General features: G+C 59.4%; 19 protein-coding genes. 14 read left to right on the forward strand and 5 right to left on the reverse strand.

The genetic code is table 11. The annotated features are described in order from the left end of the window. Nucleotides 1-12: 12 nt before the first annotated feature. The 5 genes from ACJ8KE_RS00835 (at nucleotide 13) to hisP (ending at nucleotide 3935) form a co-directional block, all read left to right on the forward strand. Nucleotides 13-585 (forward strand): UbiX family flavin prenyltransferase, encoded by a 573-nt coding sequence (locus ACJ8KE_RS00835; protein ID WP_016926883.1) that lies wholly within the window; start codon nucleotides 13-15, stop codon nucleotides 583-585. Nucleotides 586-888: 303 nt separating this feature from the next. Beyond that, nucleotides 889-1671 (forward strand): histidine ABC transporter substrate-binding protein HisJ, encoded by a 783-nt coding sequence (hisJ, locus tag ACJ8KE_RS00840; protein WP_004936109.1) that lies wholly within the window; start codon nucleotides 889-891, stop codon nucleotides 1669-1671. Between the two features lie 82 nt (nucleotides 1672-1753). Then, entirely contained in the window at nucleotides 1754-2440 is a 687-nt protein-coding gene (locus ACJ8KE_RS00845; RefSeq protein ID WP_016926884.1) for a histidine ABC transporter permease HisQ, read from the forward strand. Next, nucleotides 2437-3141, forward strand: coding sequence for an ABC transporter permease (locus ACJ8KE_RS00850; protein WP_004936100.1), 705 nt, complete (start codon nucleotides 2437-2439; stop codon nucleotides 3139-3141). Before ACJ8KE_RS00845 ends, ACJ8KE_RS00850 begins: the two co-directional genes overlap by 4 nt. Nucleotides 3142-3161: 20 nt before the next feature. Beyond that, nucleotides 3162-3935, forward strand: coding sequence for a histidine ABC transporter ATP-binding protein HisP (hisP, locus tag ACJ8KE_RS00855; RefSeq protein WP_004936098.1), 774 nt, complete (start codon nucleotides 3162-3164; stop codon nucleotides 3933-3935). A gap of 7 nt (nucleotides 3936-3942) precedes the next feature. On the opposite strand, the gene ACJ8KE_RS00860 is transcribed toward hisP, so the two are convergent. The 3 genes from ACJ8KE_RS00860 to yfcG form a co-directional block, all read right to left on the reverse strand. Beyond that, nucleotides 3943-4857 carry a TIGR01777 family oxidoreductase gene (locus ACJ8KE_RS00860; protein WP_097101609.1) on the reverse strand — a complete coding sequence of 305 codons (915 nt, stop codon included), beginning with the start codon at nucleotides 4855-4857 and terminating at the stop codon, nucleotides 3943-3945. Between the two features lie 16 nt (nucleotides 4858-4873). Further along, nucleotides 4874-5245, reverse strand: coding sequence for a dihydroneopterin triphosphate 2'-epimerase (gene folX, locus ACJ8KE_RS00865; protein WP_442517059.1), 372 nt, complete (start codon nucleotides 5243-5245; stop codon nucleotides 4874-4876). Nucleotides 5246-5356: 111 nt separating this feature from the next. Continuing rightward, a complete protein-coding gene (gene yfcG / locus ACJ8KE_RS00870; protein ID WP_016926886.1) occupies nucleotides 5357-5986 on the reverse strand; it encodes a GSH-dependent disulfide bond oxidoreductase in 630 nt (209 codons plus the stop codon). Between the two features lie 233 nt (nucleotides 5987-6219). Between yfcG and yfcE the strand changes: the two genes are divergently transcribed. Then, a complete protein-coding gene (yfcE, locus tag ACJ8KE_RS00875) occupies nucleotides 6220-6771 on the forward strand; it encodes a phosphodiesterase (protein WP_016926887.1) in 552 nt (183 codons plus the stop codon). Nucleotides 6772-6870: 99 nt separating this feature from the next. After that, nucleotides 6871-7416: an NUDIX hydrolase YfcD gene (yfcD, locus tag ACJ8KE_RS00880; RefSeq protein ID WP_004936086.1), complete on the forward strand. Its 546-nt coding sequence runs from the start codon at nucleotides 6871-6873 to the stop codon at nucleotides 7414-7416. 54 nt (nucleotides 7417-7470) lie between these two features. Here yfcD and ACJ8KE_RS00885 read toward each other — a convergent pair whose 3' ends face one another. Further along, nucleotides 7471-8490 carry a LacI family DNA-binding transcriptional regulator gene (locus tag ACJ8KE_RS00885; RefSeq protein ID WP_016926888.1) on the reverse strand — a complete coding sequence of 340 codons (1020 nt, stop codon included), beginning with the start codon at nucleotides 8488-8490 and terminating at the stop codon, nucleotides 7471-7473. A gap of 310 nt (nucleotides 8491-8800) precedes the next feature. Between ACJ8KE_RS00885 and ACJ8KE_RS00890 the strand changes: the two genes are divergently transcribed. The 7 genes from ACJ8KE_RS00890 to ACJ8KE_RS00920 all read left to right on the forward strand — a co-directional run bounded on the left by ACJ8KE_RS00890 (nucleotide 8801) and on the right by ACJ8KE_RS00920 (nucleotide 13970). Then, on the forward strand, nucleotides 8801-9244 hold the full coding sequence (locus tag ACJ8KE_RS00890; RefSeq protein ID WP_016926889.1) for a PTS sugar transporter subunit IIA: 444 nt from the start codon (nucleotides 8801-8803) through the stop codon (nucleotides 9242-9244). A 92-nt stretch (nucleotides 9245-9336) separates the two neighbouring features. Continuing rightward, nucleotides 9337-9618, forward strand: coding sequence for a PTS sugar transporter subunit IIB (locus ACJ8KE_RS00895; protein WP_015378585.1), 282 nt, complete (start codon nucleotides 9337-9339; stop codon nucleotides 9616-9618). 23 nt (nucleotides 9619-9641) lie between these two features. Then, nucleotides 9642-11021 carry a PTS ascorbate transporter subunit IIC gene (locus tag ACJ8KE_RS00900; RefSeq protein ID WP_016926891.1) on the forward strand — a complete coding sequence of 460 codons (1380 nt, stop codon included), beginning with the start codon at nucleotides 9642-9644 and terminating at the stop codon, nucleotides 11019-11021. A gap of 13 nt (nucleotides 11022-11034) precedes the next feature. Further along, nucleotides 11035-11886: a transketolase gene (locus tag ACJ8KE_RS00905; RefSeq protein WP_033639778.1), complete on the forward strand. Its 852-nt coding sequence runs from the start codon at nucleotides 11035-11037 to the stop codon at nucleotides 11884-11886. Further along, entirely contained in the window at nucleotides 11879-12832 is a 954-nt protein-coding gene (locus tag ACJ8KE_RS00910; RefSeq protein WP_239442184.1) for a transketolase family protein, read from the forward strand. The genes ACJ8KE_RS00905 and ACJ8KE_RS00910 overlap by 8 nt, the downstream gene beginning before the upstream one ends. 321 nt (nucleotides 12833-13153) lie before the next feature. Next, the gene (locus tag ACJ8KE_RS00915; RefSeq protein ID WP_071997811.1) at nucleotides 13154-13546 is read left to right on the forward strand and encodes a polymorphic toxin type 44 domain-containing protein; all 393 of its coding nucleotides are present in this window, start codon (nucleotides 13154-13156) and stop codon (nucleotides 13544-13546) included. Beyond that, a complete protein-coding gene (locus tag ACJ8KE_RS00920) occupies nucleotides 13524-13970 on the forward strand; it encodes a hypothetical protein (protein ID WP_033652000.1) in 447 nt (148 codons plus the stop codon). The genes ACJ8KE_RS00915 and ACJ8KE_RS00920 overlap by 23 nt, the downstream gene beginning before the upstream one ends. A gap of 111 nt (nucleotides 13971-14081) precedes the next feature. Here ACJ8KE_RS00920 and pta read toward each other — a convergent pair whose 3' ends face one another. Further along, a complete protein-coding gene (gene pta / locus ACJ8KE_RS00925; RefSeq protein WP_028127748.1) occupies nucleotides 14082-16238 on the reverse strand; it encodes a phosphate acetyltransferase in 2157 nt (718 codons plus the stop codon). Nucleotides 16239-16271: the final 33 nt, after the last annotated feature.

Genomic DNA, 16271 nt, shown 5'->3' on the forward strand with positions numbered 1-16271 from the left:
AGGCCATTTTCCATGAAACGACTCATCATCGGCATTTCCGGCGCCAGCGGCGCGATCTACGGCGTGCGCCTGTTACAGGTTTTGCGCGACGTCGCAGAGGTGGAAACCCATCTGGTGATGAGCAACGCTGCACGGCAGACGCTGGCGCTGGAAACGCCGTACAGCCTGCGTGAAGTGCAGGCGTTGGCCGACGTGGTGCACGATGCGCGCGATATCGCCGCCGCCATCTCTTCCGGTTCCTTCAAAACCCTGGGCATGGCGATCCTGCCATGCTCGATCAAAACCCTGTCCGGCATCGTCAACAGCTACAGCGACGGGCTGCTGACCCGCGCCGCCGACGTGGTGCTCAAAGAGCGCCGCCGTTTGGTGCTGTGCGTGCGGGAAACGCCGCTGCATCTGGGACACCTGCGGTTGATGACGCAGGCGGCGGAGATGGGCGCGGCGATCATGCCGCCGGTGCCGGCGTTTTACCACCAGCCGAAAAGCGTGGAAGACATCATCGATCAGACCGTCAATCGGGTGATCGATCAGTTTGATATCGAACTGCCGGCCGATCTGTTCACCCGCTGGCAGGGTGCTGATTAACATTTTCATCCCCAAATTGGCACATTTGTGCAACACCGCACTGAATTAGGGCGGCGCATGCACCATAATGATCCCACTTCATCACGTTCACTGTTTCATGGCGCCGCCTTATCGCGGCTGCCAGTGGCGCGGCCCCGAGCGGCCGATTTAATTTTGCGGTTATCGTCCCAGGAAACAGTATTGTGAAGGCCGGAGCCGTTCCCTCCGCCCGTAGCACCTAATGTGGCACGATTACTGCAAATTGATTTGGTGGGGAAAAGTAATGCCCGTAGTGGCATCAAAAAATCAATTTGAGGGTAATTTATGAAAAAGCGGGTTTTGATTTTGCCGTTAGTTCTGGCTTTGAGCGCCGCCAGCAGCGCCTTTGCCGCCATTCCTTCCACGCTGAAGATTGGCACCGATCCGACTTACGCACCGTTTGAATCCAAAAACGCCAAAGGCGAATTGGTTGGCTTTGACATCGATTTGGCCAAAGAGCTGTGCAAACGCATCAATACCCAATGCACCTTCGTGGAGAGCGACTTCGACGCGCTCATCCCATCCCTCAAGGCGAAGAAAATCGACGCCATCATCTCTTCGCTGTCCATCACCGAAAAACGCCAGCAGGAAATCGCCTTTACCGACAAGCTGTATGCCGCCAACGCGCGTCTGATCGCGCCGAAAGGATCCAAGCTGTTGCCTACCGTGGACGCCCTGAAAGGCAAGAGTGTGGGCGTGTTGCAGGGCACCACCCAGGAAGCCTACGCCAACGCCATGTGGCAGCCGAAGGGCATCACCGTCGTGCCTTACCAGAACCAGGATCTGGTTTACGCCGATTTGGCTTCCGGGCGTATCGACGCCGCCTTCCAGGATGAAGTGGCGGGCAGCGACGGCTTCCTGAAACAGCCGCCGGGCAAAGACTATGCGTTCGCCGGCGAATCGGTGAAGGATGACAAGTTCTTCGGCGTCGGCACCGGCATGGGGCTGCGCAAGACCGATACCGAGCTGAAAGCGGCGCTGGACAAAGCCTTCGCCGAGATGCGCAAAGACGGCACCTACGACAAATACGCGAAAAAGTACTTCGACTTTGACGTCTACGGCGGGTAATCCGCTTACCGTTCCATGCTGTGACTGCGGGGCCGGCGTGCCGGCCCCGATGGTTCGGATCCTAGACCACAGGGTGAAGTAGATGCTGCAAGGCTATTCCCAACTGATTTTCGAGGGGGCTCTGGTGACGCTGGAGCTGGCCCTCAGTTCCGTGTTGCTGGCGGTGGTAATCGGCCTGATCGGCGCCGGTGGCAAACTGTCTCATAACCCCTTTATCTCCGGCCTGTTCGGCGCCTATACCACGCTGATCCGCGGCGTGCCCGATCTGGTGCTGATGCTGCTGATTTTTTACGGTCTGCAAATCGCGCTGAACAATATCACTACGCTGCTGGGCTTCGCGCAGATCGATATCGATCCGCTCGGCGCCGGCATCATTACCCTCGGCTTTATCTACGGCGCTTATTTTACCGAGACCTTCCGCGGCGCTTATCTGGCGGTGCCGAAAGGGCAGATCGAAGCGGCGACGGCCTATGGCTTCAGCGGCGCGCAGATCTTCCGGCGCATTCTGTTCCCGGCGATGATGCGTTTCGCCCTGCCGGGCATCGGCAATAACTGGCAGGTGATCCTGAAGGCGACGGCGCTGGTGTCGATTCTCGGCCTGAACGATGTGGTCAAAGCCACGCAGCTGGCGGGAAAAGGCACCTATCAGCCGTTCTTCTTCGCCATCGTGGCCGGCGTGGTGTATCTGATCTTCACTACCGTTTCCAACGGCGTGCTGTTGTGGCTTGAACGGCGTTACTCACTGGGCGTCAAGAGGGCCGAACTATGATCGAGATCCTGCAACAGTATTGGCAGTCGCTGCTGTGGAGTGACGGCTACCGCTTCACCGGCGTGGCGATCACGCTGTGGCTGCTGATTGCCTCGGTGGTGATGGGCGGGCTGCTGGCGATCCCGATGGCGGTGGCGCGCGTTTCTTCCCTTCGCTGGGTGCGTTTCCCGGTGTGGCTCTACACCTATGTGTTTCGCGGTACGCCGCTGTACGTGCAACTGCTGGTGTTCTACTCCGGCATGTATAGCCTCGAGATCGTGCGCGGCAGCGAGTTTCTCAATGCGTTTTTCCGCAGCGGGCTCAACTGCACCATCCTGGCGCTGACGCTCAACACCTGCGCTTATACCACCGAGATCTTCGCCGGGGCGATCCGCTCGGTGCCGCACGGTGAAATCGAGGCCGCCAACGCCTACGGTTTCTCGCGTTTCAAGATGTATCGCTGCATCATTTTGCCTTCGGCGCTGCGCACCGCGCTGCCGGCTTACAGCAACGAAGTGATCCTGATGCTGCACTCCACCGCGCTGGCGTTTACCGCCACCGTGCCGGATCTGTTGAAGATCGCGCGCGACATCAACGCCGCGACCTATCAGCCGTTTTACGCCTTCGGCATTGCGGCGGTGCTGTATCTGATCATCTCCTACGTGTTAATCAGCCTGTTCCGCAAAGCTGAGAAACGCTGGATGGCACACGTTAGTCACTGATAAATGACGGGAAGAAAACCATGTCTGAGAATAAATTAGCCGTCACGGAACTGCACAAACGCTATGGCGACCACGAAGTGCTGAAGGGCGTCTCGCTGGCGGCCAACGCCGGGGATGTGATCAGCATCATCGGCTCCTCCGGCTCCGGCAAAAGCACCTTTCTGCGCTGCATCAACTTCCTTGAGAAGCCGAGCGAAGGTTCGATCAGTCTGAACAACGAAGATATTCGCATGGTGCGCGACAAGGACGGCCAACTGAAGGTATTCGACAAGAAGCAGCTGCAGCTGTTGCGCACCCGCCTGACCATGGTATTTCAGCACTTTAACCTGTGGAGCCACATGACGGTGCTGGAGAACGTGATGGAAGCGCCGGTGCAGGTGCTGGGGCTGAGCAAGGCCGACGCGCACGAGCGCGCGGTGCGCTACCTGGACAAAGTGGGCATCGACGAGCGGGCGCGCGGCAAATACCCGGTGCACCTGTCGGGCGGCCAGCAGCAGCGCGTCTCTATCGCCCGCGCATTGGCGATGGAGCCGGAGGTGCTGCTGTTTGACGAACCGACGTCGGCACTGGATCCCGAACTGGTGGGCGAGGTGCTGCGCATCATGCAGAAGCTGGCGGAGGAGGGGAAGACCATGGTGGTGGTGACGCACGAAATGGAGTTTGCGCGCCACGTTTCCAACCACGTGATCTTCCTGCACAAAGGGTTGATTGAAGAACAGGGGCCGCCGGCCGAGCTGTTCGGCAACCCCAAAAGCCCGCGCCTGCAGCAGTTCCTGTCCGGCGCGTTGAAGTAACGTCAGATCAGCGGGCTTCGGCCCGCTGATTGACAACGTCATCCAACGCCTGTTCCAACTCCAGATAGCGGAAGTGGAAGCCGGCTTCTTCCAGCCGTTTCGGCACCGCCCGCTGGCCGCCGAGCACCAGCACCGCCGCTTCCCCCATCAACAAGCGCATGACGAACGCCGGCACCCGCAGAAACGCCGGGCGATCGAGCACGTTGGCCAGTTGGGCGGCGAACTGTTCGTCATGCACCGGGTAGGGGGCGACCATGTTGAACGGGCCGGTCAGCGTGGCGTGATCCAGCAGATAAATAATGCCGTTGACCATGTCGTCGAGATGGATCCACGGCAGATATTGGCGGCCGTCGCCGATCGGGCCGCCCAGCCCGAAGCGGAACGGCGGCAGCATTTTGGCCAGCGCGCCGCCTTGTGGCGCCAGCACCACGCCGGTGCGCAGCAGGCAGACGCGGGTGGCGTCGCTCTGCGCCTGCAGCGCCAGCGTTTCCCAGCGTTGGCACAGCTGGTGGGTGAATTCGTCGTGCGGCGGCTCCTCTTCGGTGACCACCGCCTGCCCCTGATCGCCGTAGTAGCCGACGGCGGAACCGGAAATCAGCACGCCGGGCGGCGTGCTGCCGGCCTTGATCAGCTGCGCCAACCGTTCGGTCAGATCCCAGCGGCTGCGGCACAGGCGCTCTTTCTGCTGCGCGCTCCAGCGCTTGTCGGCGATAGGTTCGCCGGCGAGGTTGATCACTGCGTCGAAGTCATCCAGCGACTGCCGGTCGTCCAGCGTTTGCCAATAGCTCGGCCGGTCGCCCAGCCTGGCTCGGGCGCGCCGCTCGTCGCGGGTCAGTACCGTAATGTGGTGAGAAAGCGCCAGCAGTCTTGCCGTCAGGCTGCTGCCTATCAATCCCGTTGCGCCGGTGATCAGGATCCGCATGGTCGACCTCCCTGAGTTAGCCCCGGCGGTAGCTCATGGTCATGGAGACCGAATCGGCGTAGCGCAGAGCCAGAAGTTTATCTATCTCCACTTCAGCATAGGTTACCCAGGCGTGTTCTTTTACGATGTCGAGCACATCCTGCGTTAATTTTTCCAGCAATGCGAAACGGTTATCTTCCACATGGCGGATGATCGCTTTGGTGATGGTGCGGTAGTTGAGTGCGTCGGCGATGTCTTCGCTGTTGCGCGCCTTATCCGCCGGGTAGTGGATCACCACGTTGATCAGAACGTCCTGTCGGTTGTTGATTTCCTCTTCCTTGATACCGATGAACGTGCGCAGCCGCAGATTTTTAATGCGAATAACGGCGTCGGATTGACTGAAAGACATCAGAGATTCTCCATAGGTCTGATTATTAGCGTTCAGAATACACGGAAAGTAAGGAAATGATAACGTGAGGACGATGTGACTCCCCGGCCGACGGGGAGTCGGGGGAGGCGCTTAGGCTTGTTCGGCCAGTTTGTAGGCGCGCTCGGTCGCCGGGCGGTTGCTGATGCGCTCGAACCAGTTGCGCACCGCCGGGTAATCTGCCAGATCGATGCGCTGGCGCGGATGCGACACCACCCACGGGTAGGTGGCGATATCGGCGATGCTGTAGTTGTCGCCGCCCAGGTACGGGTGTTTTTGCAGTTCAGCTTCCAGCACGCCGTACAGCCGCTTGGTCTCCAGATGGTAACGCTCGATGGCGTAAGGCACCGGCTGCGGCGCGTAGTGATTAAAGTGATGATTCTGCCCGAGCATCGGCCCGAACCCGGCCACCTGCCAGAACAGCCACTGCAGGGTGGCGGCGCGTTCGCGCAGGCCCTTGCTCAGCAGCTTGCCGGTCTTCTCCGCCAGATACAGCAGGATTTCCCCGGACTCGAACAGGCTGATTGGCGCGCCGCCGTCCACCGGTTGCTGATCGACGATCGCCGGGATTTTGTTGTTGGGAGAAATGCTCAGAAAGTCCGGTTTGAACTGCTCGCCGGCGCTGATGTTTACGCGATGGATACGGTAGGGCAAGCCGACCTCTTCCAGAAACAAGGTGATCTTGTGACCATTGGGAGTAGGCGCGTAATACAGGTCAATCATGTTGCCTCCTGCGGTAAGGTGATCTGTAATTCATTACACGTTGCTGCGGTCTTCGCCGCGCACAAAGGTATATCAGAGATCCAACAATAGCAGCTAAGGATAGCAGGCTATGTGGGATTCGTCCGATGCTATCTGCGCAGTTGGATCACAATTCTCCACCGGGGCGGTCGGCGGTTTGCCGCACGGCGCCGGCGCGGTAAAATGGCGCTTATTTCCCTCTATAGGACAAGGTTATGAAGCTGATGTTCGCCTCGGATATCCACGGATCGCTGCCGGCTACCGAACGCGTGCTGGAATTGTTCGCACAACACGGCGCCGACTGGCTGATTCTTCTGGGTGATTTGTTGAATCACGGCCCGCGCAACGCGCTGCCCGCCGGGTATCAGCCCGCTCAGGTTGCCGAACGATTGAATCGCTATAGCGACAAGATCATCGCCGTTCGCGGCAATTGCGACAGCGAGGTCGATCAGATGCTGCTGACGTTTCCCATCGAGGCGCCCTGGCAACAGGTTTTACTGCAAAAAAGACGATTGTTTTTGACCCACGGTCACCTTTATCATCCCTCGGCACTGCCGCCGTTATCCCGCGGTGACGTCCTGGCCTACGGCCATACGCATCTGCCGCAGGCGGAGCGGCAGGGTGAGATCTATTGCTTCAATCCAGGCTCGGTCAGCATCCCGAAAGGGGGCTTTCCGGCCAGCTACGGCATGTTGGATCGGGGCACTTTGCGCGTGCTGGCGCTCGACGACGGCAAGGTCGTCGCGGAGGTGGCGTTAACACGCTAAACGCACTAATTTATACACACACAATAAAAATCTTTGAAAAACACTCATTGATTAACCAGCGCGCGGGATGCATCGCGCCAAAATAGAAGGTTTTAGAGGATGGCGGAACAGGGTCAGGCTGCAGATACCGAATGGGTTGATATCGTCGACGAGCAAAACGAGGTGATTGCGCAATCCAGTCGTCAACAGATGCGGGCGGAGCGGCTGCGTCATCGTGCTACCTATATTGTGGTGCATGATGGGATGGGAAAAATTCTGGTGCAGCGTCGCACCGAGATCAAGGACTTCTACCCGGGCTGGCTGGACGCGACGGCGGGTGGCGTAGTGCAAAGCGGTGAAAACGTACTGGATTCGGCGCGCCGCGAGGCTGAAGAAGAGCTGGGCATCGCCGGCGTGCCTTTCGCCGAACACGGTCTGTTCTACTTCGAAGAAGAGCAGTGCCGGGTGTGGGGGGCGCTGTTCAGCTGCGTATCGCACGGCCCGTTCGCGCTGCAGGAAGAAGAAGTGGCTGAAGTGTGCTGGCTGACGCCGGAAGAGATCACCGCGCGCTGCGACGAGTTTACCCCGGATTCGCTGAAGGCGCTGTCGCTGTGGCTGACGCGCAACAACGAACAGGATTACGGTAAGCCGCTCGACAACCACTGAGACGCCAACGCGTGAGAAAGCCGGTCATCGACCGGCTTTTTTTATGCTGTGGATTCAGCAACTGTCGCGGCGGCACAGCGTGGCGGGCAGGGAGCCCGCCGGTTGCCAGGGTTGCTCGTTCAGCCGCGCCAGCAGCGCCTGGCCGGCCTGAATGCCGATATCGCGATGCGGAATGGTCATGGTGGTCAGCGGCGGCTGGCACACCCGGCTGAACTCGCTGTTGCCGAACCCCACCACCGCCAGATTGTCCGGCACCTTGATGCGCCGCCGCTGGCATTCATACAGCGCGCCGCCCGCCAGTTCGTCCGAGGCGCACACCAGCGCGTCCAGCTCCGGCCAAGCCAGCAAGAATTCCGGCAGCTGCTGCGCGCCGGTGCTGAAGCTGGCGGGCTGCGCGGCGTTGATCACCCGATGCGGCGACATATGGTTGCGCAGCAGCGCCTTGTGCCAACCCTGCAGGTGTTGCTGGAAAATCCACTGTTCCTGATTGGCGCACAGCAGCCCGATATTCTGATAGCCGCCGGCGATCACCGTTTGCGTCAGCTGATACATGGCCGCCACGTAATCGATGCCGATGCTCATGTCGATCGGATCGGCGCGCACGGCGCCGATCTCCACCACCGGAATGTTGGCGGCGATCAACGCGTTGCGGGCATTTTGCGAATGCTCGACGCTGAGCAGCACCGCCGCCGCCAGGTTGTAAGAGAGCAGGGTCTCCAGCAGTCTCTCCTCGCGTTCCAGGTGGTGCTGCGACTCCGCCAGCATGATGTGATAGCCGGCGGGCTGCAGCACTTTCTGCAGACCGGCGAACATCTCGGCGCAGCCGGATTCGGACAGGCTGGGCACCACCATGGCGATGGTGTAGGAGGAGGCCGACGCCAGCGAACTGGCGGCCAGGTTGGGCAGATACCCCAACTCGCTCACCGCGGCTTCAATCTTCTCGCGCAGTTTGTCTGAAACCTGCTCCGGCGTGCGCAGCGCGCGCGACACCGTCATGGTGCCGACGCCCGCCAGCTGCGCTACGTCAGCCAACGTCACCCTGCCCGTGCTGCGGCGTTTTTTACCGATCGACATGCCAAATCCCGACTGAAATGCGCGCGCGGCGCATAAAAATGGTGAGGGTGGGAAGCCGACGGCGCGGCTTCGACGATCCCCGTATGTGGCACATTCTACCCCGTTACCCGAAAGAGCGAGAAAAAATTGTGGTTAACGTCATGCCGCGGCGCGGCGTTTTGATAGCGCTATCACAGATCTGCATGATAGCGCTTTGGTAGCGCTATCTTTGTGATATCCATCACTGTGTGGCCGGGAGGGGTTGATTAAAGTTTTACCGTCGTCGGTGAATTAATCACCGGCCGCAATCATCGATTCTCGGGAGGATAACGTGCTGAAAGAGTGGCTGACCGCCGATCATATACAGCTGTGCGAACGGGTGGAGGACTGGCGCCAGGCGGTAACGCTGAGCGCGCAGCCGCTGCTGCAAGACGGCGTGATTACGCCGAATTATCTGACGGCCATCTTTCATCAGCAGGAGAAGCTCGGCCCTTACTTCGTCCTGGCGCCGGGCATCGCCATGCCACACGCCCGGCCCGAGGAGGGTGCCAACGCGCTGGGGTTATCGCTGTTGAAGATCCATCAGGGGGTGAACTTTCATTCCGCGGATAACGATCCGGTTCAGGTGGTGGTGACGCTTTCCGCGCCCGACGGCAACAGCCACATCGAATTGATTTCGCAACTGGCTGAATTATTTTCAGACAATCAGGCAATGGAGGCGTTATTTCACGCCAAAGATAAACGACAAATCGAGGATATTATCGCCCGCTATTAACGTTTAATCACCAGGAGCACGATTAATGCTAACAACGCCGGGAATATGACCGGCGGCGCTACCCTACACGCTAAATTCAACAGGTGGATATCATGAAAATCATGGCGATTTGCGGTTCTGGTCTCGGCAGCAGTTTTATGGTGGAAATGAATATTAAAAAGGTGCTGAAAAAAATGGGCGTGGAGGCCGAGGTCGAACACTCCGATCTGTCGTCGGCCACCCCCGGCGCAGCCGACGTGTTCGTGATGGCGAAAGACATCGCCGACAGCGCCAGCGTGCCGGCCGAGCAGCTGGTGGTGATCAGCAACATCATCGACATCAATGAGCTGGAAGCCAAGCTGCGCGCTTACTTCGAAGCCCACTCAATCCTCTGAATAAAACGATTGGCGAGGTGGATATGTTTATCCAGGAAACGCTTAAGTTTGTGGTGGATATATTAAAGGTGCCTTCGGTGCTGGTCGGGCTTATTGCGCTGATCGGTTTGCTGGCGCAAAAGAAATCCTTTTCCGACGTGGTGAAAGGCACGGTAAAAACCATTCTCGGCTTTATCGTTTTGGGCGGCGGCGCCACGGTATTGGTCGGGTCGCTCAATCCGTTGGGCGGCATGTTCGAACACGCATTTAATATTCAGGGCATCATTCCGAACAACGAAGCGATCGTCTCTATCGCGCTGGAGAAATACGGCGCTTCCACCGCCTTGATCATGGCGTTCGGCATGGTGGCGAACATCGTGGTGGCGCGCTTCACCCGGCTGAAATACATCTTCCTCACCGGCCACCACACCTTCTACATGGCCTGCATGATCGGCATCATCCTGACGGTGGCGGGCTTCGAGGGCGTTCAACTGGTGTTTACCGGCGCGTTGACCCTGGGGCTGGTGATGGCGTTCTTCCCGGCGATCGCCCAGCGCTATATGCGCCGCATCACCGGCAACGACGATATCGCTTTCGGCCACTTCGGCACCCTGGGCTATGTGCTGTCCGGCTGGATCGGCTCGAAGGTGGGTAAGAACTCGCGCTCGACCGAGGAGATGAACCTGCCGAAAAACCTCAGCTTCCTGCGTGACAGCTCCATTTCGATCTCGATGACCATGATCGTCATCTACCTGATCCTGGCGATCTGCGCCGGGCGGGCCTATGTGGAAAGCGAGCTCAGTGGCGGCCAGAACTACCTGGTGTATTCGATTATCCAGGCCATCACCTTCGCCGCCGGGGTGTTCATCATTCTGCAGGGCGTGCGCTTGATTCTGGCGGAGATCGTGCCGGCGTTCACCGGCTTCTCGGAAAAACTGGTGCCTAACGCGCGGCCGGCGCTGGATTGCCCGGTGGTTTATCCCTATGCCCCCAACGCGGTGCTGATCGGCTTCCTGTTCAGCTTCCTTGGCGGGTTGGCCGGGCTGTTCCTGCTGGGGCAACTGAAGATGGTGCTGATCCTGCCCGGCGTGGTGCCGCATTTCTTCACCGGCGCTACCGCCGGGGTGTTCGGCAACGCGACCGGCGGGCGGCGCGGCGCGATGCTGGGCGCCTTCGCCAATGGACTGCTGATCACCTTCCTGCCGGTGCTGCTGTTGCCGGTGCTGGGGGCGCTTGGCTTTGCCAACACCACCTTCTCCGACGCCGATTTCGGCGTGATCGGCATCCTGCTGGGCAATATGGCGCGCTTTATGTCGAAGGAGATGATCATGCTGGCGATCGTCGCCGTGTTCGCGCTGCTGGTGGCGCATAACTTCTTGAGAAAACGCAAAGGCGCGCCGGCCGCTGACCGCGTCGAGAAATAACGAGGGCAGACTGATGAACGACACAACGAGCGAAACGGAAATTGAAGAGCTGCGCACTCTGGCGCGCGCGATCCGTCTGGAAACGCTGAAAGCGCTGACCGGGCTGGGCTTCGGCCACTACGGCGGCTGCATGTCGGTGGTGGAGACGCTGGCGGTGCTGTACGGCGGCGTGATGCGCATCGATCCGGCGGACCCGGACTGGCCGGAGCGCGATGACTTCGTGCTGTCGAAAGGGCACGCCGGCCCGGCGCTGTACAGCACGCTGGCGATCAAGGGCTACTTCCCGCTGGCGGAACTGAAGACCCTCAATCAGAACGGCACGCGCCTGCCGAGCCACCCGGACCGGCTGCGCACGCGCGGCGTGGACGCCACCACCGGCTCACTGGGGCAGGGCGTGTCGATCGCCGCCGGCATGGCGTTATCCCATCGGCTGGCGGGGCGGCGCAATCGGGTGTTCAGCATCCTCGGCGACGGAGAGCTGAATGAAGGGCAGTGCTGGGAGGCGTTCCAGTTTATCGCCCACCACAACCTGAACAACCTGACGCTGTTTATCGATTACAACAAGCAACAGCTGGACGGCGCGCTGGACGAGGTGATCCAACCGTTCGATCTGGCCGCCAAGTTCCGCGCCTTCGGCTTTGAGGTGCAAACCATCAAGGGCGACGACATCGCGGCGCTGCTGGCGGCGGTAGCGCCGGCGCGCGGCGGCGAACAGCGGCCGCTGGCGATCGTGCTCGACAGCATCAAGGGACAGGGCGTGACCTATCTGGAAAACCTGTCGAACTCACACCACCTGCGCCTGACGCCGGACGTGCAGCTGGAGATCGAAAAAGCCATCGCCGAACTGGAGGCCGCCCATGTTTAACGTAGTGACGCAGTTGGAAAACGACGCCGTCGAAATGCGCAAAGTCTACGCCGGCGCGGTGCGGCGGCAGATTGAGGCGGGCGCGCCGATCATCGCGCTGGAGGCGGATTTGATGAGCTCGATGGCGATGGACGGCGTGCACAAGGATCACCCGCAGCACGTGATCAACTGCGGCATCATGGAGGCCAACGTGATCGGCGTCGCCGCCGGGCTGTCGCTTACCGGCCGGGTGCCGTTCGTGCATACCTTCACCGCCTTCGCCAGCCGCCGCTGTTTCGATCAGCTGTTCATGTCGCTGGATTACCAGCGCAACAACGTCAAGGTGATCGCTTCCGACGCCGGGGTAAGCGCCTGCCACAACGGCGGCACCCACATGTCGTTCGAGGACATGGGCATTGTGCGCGGGCTGGCGCATTCGGTGGTGCTGGAAGTGACCGACGCCACCATGTTCGCCGACATTCTGCGCCAACTGATGGATCTGCGCGGCTTCTACTGGGTGCGCACCATTCGCAAGCAGGCGACGCGCATCTACCAGGAAGGCTCGCGCTTTACCATCGGCAAGGGCAACCTGCTGCGCGATGGCGACGACGTCACGCTGATCGCCAACGGCATCATGGTGGCGGAGGCGTTGAAAGCGGCGGAGATGCTGGCGCGGCAGGGCGTCAGCGCGGCGGTGATCGATATGTTCACCCTCAAGCCTATCGACCGTGAACTGATCAAAACCTACGCGGCCAAGACCGGACGCATCGTCACCTGTGAGAACCACAGCATTCATAACGGGCTGGGATCGGCGGTGGCGGAGGTGCTGGCGGAAGAGTGCCCGACGCCGATGCGGCGCGTGGGGGTGAAGGAGCGTTACGGCCAGGTGGGCACCCAGGCGTTTTTACAGCAGGAGTATGGCCTGACCGCCGAACATATTCTGGAGGCTGCCGGGCAGTTATTGTAAAGCAGAATAGGAATTACCGGCATTCTTAATCGGTAATCGAATTGGTTATTACCCGCGAGTTGTTCTGCCCTGAGACGTTTATCAACATGCTATCCATTACAAAGTCCCTTAGGGGACTTTTTTTTCCATTGATAATAACTGGTCAACACAGGGATAAAATATGATAATGAGAAAATAAATCAAATAAATACAATATGTTAAATTTATTTGGTGAATGATTTCCGTCATGCTGTCTTATTCATACGTGCAGTGAATAAGACAGTGTGTGAATTTTTTATAAACCCTATGATTAAATGACATCCGGCTCTCAAGGAGGAGATTATGGCCGTGGTTCCATTACTGCCGCCAGGCGGTTTTACTGTTCTTGCCAGAAACTTGCGCGAGGCGCGCAGGCAGGGGCAACCGCGCAACATGGCGTTGCCTGGTACTTACTATTGGTTCTACCATCAGGTAAAAAATCGGGGCCCCTGGGATTACAAACAGCAAAATCGCGCCTTGGCTAACTTTGGTAATTTCAATTATGGTGCAACCGGTACCGCGGCTGGAATTCCCGCAGATATTTTGTTGATGGGCGCTGGATTTGCTCAGTCACGTGCAGGAACATCGCGGTTAGAATGGAGTCATTGGTATCAACGCCCGCCGTATGGTGATGACCCTCGGGATCAATATTGGATCAAACAAGGAATTGATTATGCAACTCGGCATGGTTACTAAATGGGCTCATCGGCTATTGACGACGGTTTTGTTGGTTATTGTCGTTGGCTTTGCGGGGTATTGGTATGCCACCCGCGAGACTTATGACGATAAGCTCTACAGCAAAAAGCAGTTGACCGACGAGATTTGGCTCTATGTCACCGAGTACCAGAATGCGGGGGCCACCGACACGGATGTGTATCGTTACTATTTGAACGGAAGCTTGGATGGCGACCCTATCAACGTGCTGAGTCAAAGCGCGCCAATTTTGACGGCGGATCGGGCTGATGCAACTATCCGCGGTGAGGGCAACCGCGTCACCATCAATTTTTCCGGGAAGGTGTATTCCTTTACGAATTCGGCATTTTTCTATGCCACGAACAGCCAAACCCCCATCATGCCTACCATTGATTTTTCTGCACGGGGCGTCAGCGCTTGGCGATGATGGTGGGTGCTGCGGATTTGGCGGGTATTGTCTAAAACAGCATCATCACCAAGAATATCAGGCATAAAAAAGCCAGTCAGGATTACCTGACTGGCTTTTTTTAACGGTTTATTACGCCTTGGCGGCAGCGTCAGCCTGGGAAGACTGGATCGCCGTCAGCGCGACGGTGTAGACGATATCGTCAACCAGTGCGCCGCGCGACAGGTCGTTCACCGGCTTGCGCATGCCTTGCAGCATCGGGCCGATGGAGACCAGGTCAGCGGAGCGCTGTACCGCTTTGTAGGTGGTATTGCCGGTGTTCAGATCCGGGAAGATGAACACGGTCGCCTGGCCGGCCACCGGCGAGTTCGGCGCCTTGGACTTGGCAACGTCGGCCATGATGGCGGCGTCGTACTGCAGCGGGCCGTCGATGATCAGGTCCGGGCGTTTTTCCTGCGCCAGACGGGTCGCTTCGCGCACTTTCTCAACGTCGCTGCCCGCACCGGAGTTGCCGGTGGAGTAGGAGATCATCGCTACGCGCGGCTCGATGCCGAAGGCCGCGGCGGAATCCGCAGACTGGATGGCGATTTCAGACAGCTGCTCGGCGGTCGGATCCGGGTTGATCGCGCAGTCGCCGTAGACCAGTACCTGGTCAGGCAACAGCATGAAGAACACGGAGGACACCAGCGAGCTGCCCGGCGCGGTTTTGATCAGCTGCAACGGCGGACGAATGGTGTTGGCGGTGGTGTGAACCGCGCCGGAGACCAGACCGTCGACTTCGCCCTGTTCCAGCATCAGGGTGCCGAGCACCACGTTGTCTTCCAGCTGCTCGCGCGCGACCACTTCGGTCATGCCCTTGCTCTTGCGCAGCTCAACCAGACGCGGCACGTAGTTTTCACGCACGGCGACCGGATCGACGATTTCGATGCCTTTGCCCAGCTCAACGCCTTGCGCTGCCGCGACGCGCTGGATCTCGTCCGGGTTGCCGAGCAGCACGCATTCCGCGATGCCGCGTTCGGCGCAGATGGCCGCCGCTTTCACGGTGCGCGGCTCGTCGCCTTCCGGCAGCACGATGCGCTTGCCGGCTTTACGCGCCAGTTCGGTCAGTTCGTAACGGAACGCCGGTGGAGACAGACGGCGTGAACGCTCAGAGGTAGCGGTCAGCGAGTCGATCCACTCGGTGCTGATGTGGCTGGCCACGTAGTTCTGCACTTTCTCGATGCGCTGGTGGTCGTCCGCCGGCACTTCGAGGTTGAAGCTCTGCAGGCTCAGCGAGGTCTGCCAGGTGTTGGTGTCGACCATGAACACCGGCAGGCCGGTCTGGAAGGCGCGTTCGCACAGCTTCTTAATCGGCTCATCGATGGCGTAGCCGCCGGTCAGCAGGATGGCGCCGATTTCCACGCCGTTCATCGCCGCCAGGCAGGCGGAGACCAGCACGTCAGGACGGTCTGCGGAGGTCACCAGCAGGGAGCCTGGGCGGAAGTGTTCCAGCATGTGCGGGATGCTGCGAGCACAGAAGGTCACGGACTTCACGCGGCGGGTCATGATGTCGCCTTCGTTGACCACGCGGGCCTTCAGGTGGCGAGCCATGTCGATGGCGCGGGTGGCGATCAGATCGAAACTCCACGGCACGCAGCCCAGAACCGGCAGCGGGCTGTTGGCGAACAGCTGCGCAGGATCGACGTGGGCGATGCTGGCTTTGGTGGAGTCGTCGAAGATTTCGGACAGGTCAGGACGGGTGCGGCCCTGATCGTCGACCGGCGCGTTCAGCTTGTTGATGATAACGCCGGTGATGTTTTTGTTCTTGCTGCCGCCGAAGCTGGTGCGCGCCAGTTCGATGCGCTCTTTCAGCTGCGCCGGGGAGTCGTTGCCCAGCGCCAGTACGAAGACGATCTCGGCGTTAAGGGTTTTGGCGATCTCGTAGTTCAGCGCGTTGGCGAACTGGTGTTTGCGGGTCGGCACCAGGCCTTCGATCAGCACCACTTCCGCGTCTTTGGTGTTCTCGTGGTAGCGCGCCACGATCTCTTCCATCAGCACGTCTTGCTGGTTGGAGCTCAGTAGGCCTTCAACGTAATCCATGCGCAGCGGTTCGGCCGCCGGGATGGTGGAGTTGCTGCGGATGATGGTGGTGGTCTGGTCGAGCGCGTTGTCGCCGGTGCGCGGTTGAGCGATAGGCTTGAACACGCTCAGACGAACGCCTTTTTGCTCCATGGAGCGGATGACACCCAGGCTGACGCTGGTCAGGCCGACGCTGGTGCCGGTGGGGATCAACATAATAGTACGTGACACAGAATAGTCCTCTTCACGATTAACATGAGGCTA

The sequence above is a fragment of the Serratia sp. CY56464 genome (assembly GCF_052168435.1).
In the GTDB taxonomy this organism is placed as follows: Bacteria; Pseudomonadota; Gammaproteobacteria; order Enterobacterales; family Enterobacteriaceae; genus Serratia; species Serratia marcescens.

Bases quoted from the DNA above. Each gene is read 5' to 3' on its own strand.
- ACJ8KE_RS00835 (WP_016926883.1), top strand. From the start codon at position 13: ATGAAACGACTCATCATCGGCATTTCCGGCGCCAGCGGCGCGATCTAC.
- hisJ (WP_004936109.1), top strand. From the start codon at position 889: ATGAAAAAGCGGGTTTTGATTTTGCCGTTAGTTCTGGCTTTGAGCGCC.
- ACJ8KE_RS00845 (WP_016926884.1), top strand. From the start codon at position 1,754: ATGCTGCAAGGCTATTCCCAACTGATTTTCGAGGGGGCTCTGGTGACG.
- ACJ8KE_RS00850 (WP_004936100.1), top strand. From the start codon at position 2,437: ATGATCGAGATCCTGCAACAGTATTGGCAGTCGCTGCTGTGGAGTGAC.
- hisP (WP_004936098.1), top strand. From the start codon at position 3,162: ATGTCTGAGAATAAATTAGCCGTCACGGAACTGCACAAACGCTATGGC.
- ACJ8KE_RS00860 (WP_097101609.1), bottom strand. From the start codon at position 4,857: ATGCGGATCCTGATCACCGGCGCAACGGGATTGATAGGCAGCAGCCTG.
- folX (WP_442517059.1), bottom strand. From the start codon at position 5,245: ATGTCTTTCAGTCAATCCGACGCCGTTATTCGCATTAAAAATCTGCGG.
- yfcG (WP_016926886.1), bottom strand. From the start codon at position 5,986: ATGATTGACCTGTATTACGCGCCTACTCCCAATGGTCACAAGATCACC.
- yfcE (WP_016926887.1), top strand. From the start codon at position 6,220: ATGAAGCTGATGTTCGCCTCGGATATCCACGGATCGCTGCCGGCTACC.
- yfcD (WP_004936086.1), top strand. From the start codon at position 6,871: ATGGCGGAACAGGGTCAGGCTGCAGATACCGAATGGGTTGATATCGTC.
- ACJ8KE_RS00885 (WP_016926888.1), bottom strand. From the start codon at position 8,490: ATGTCGATCGGTAAAAAACGCCGCAGCACGGGCAGGGTGACGTTGGCT.
- ACJ8KE_RS00895 (WP_015378585.1), top strand. From the start codon at position 9,337: ATGAAAATCATGGCGATTTGCGGTTCTGGTCTCGGCAGCAGTTTTATG.
- ACJ8KE_RS00900 (WP_016926891.1), top strand. From the start codon at position 9,642: ATGTTTATCCAGGAAACGCTTAAGTTTGTGGTGGATATATTAAAGGTG.
- ACJ8KE_RS00905 (WP_033639778.1), top strand. From the start codon at position 11,035: ATGAACGACACAACGAGCGAAACGGAAATTGAAGAGCTGCGCACTCTG.
- ACJ8KE_RS00910 (WP_239442184.1), top strand. From the start codon at position 11,879: ATGTTTAACGTAGTGACGCAGTTGGAAAACGACGCCGTCGAAATGCGC.
- ACJ8KE_RS00915 (WP_071997811.1), top strand. From the start codon at position 13,154: ATGGCCGTGGTTCCATTACTGCCGCCAGGCGGTTTTACTGTTCTTGCC.
- ACJ8KE_RS00920 (WP_033652000.1), top strand. From the start codon at position 13,524: ATGCAACTCGGCATGGTTACTAAATGGGCTCATCGGCTATTGACGACG.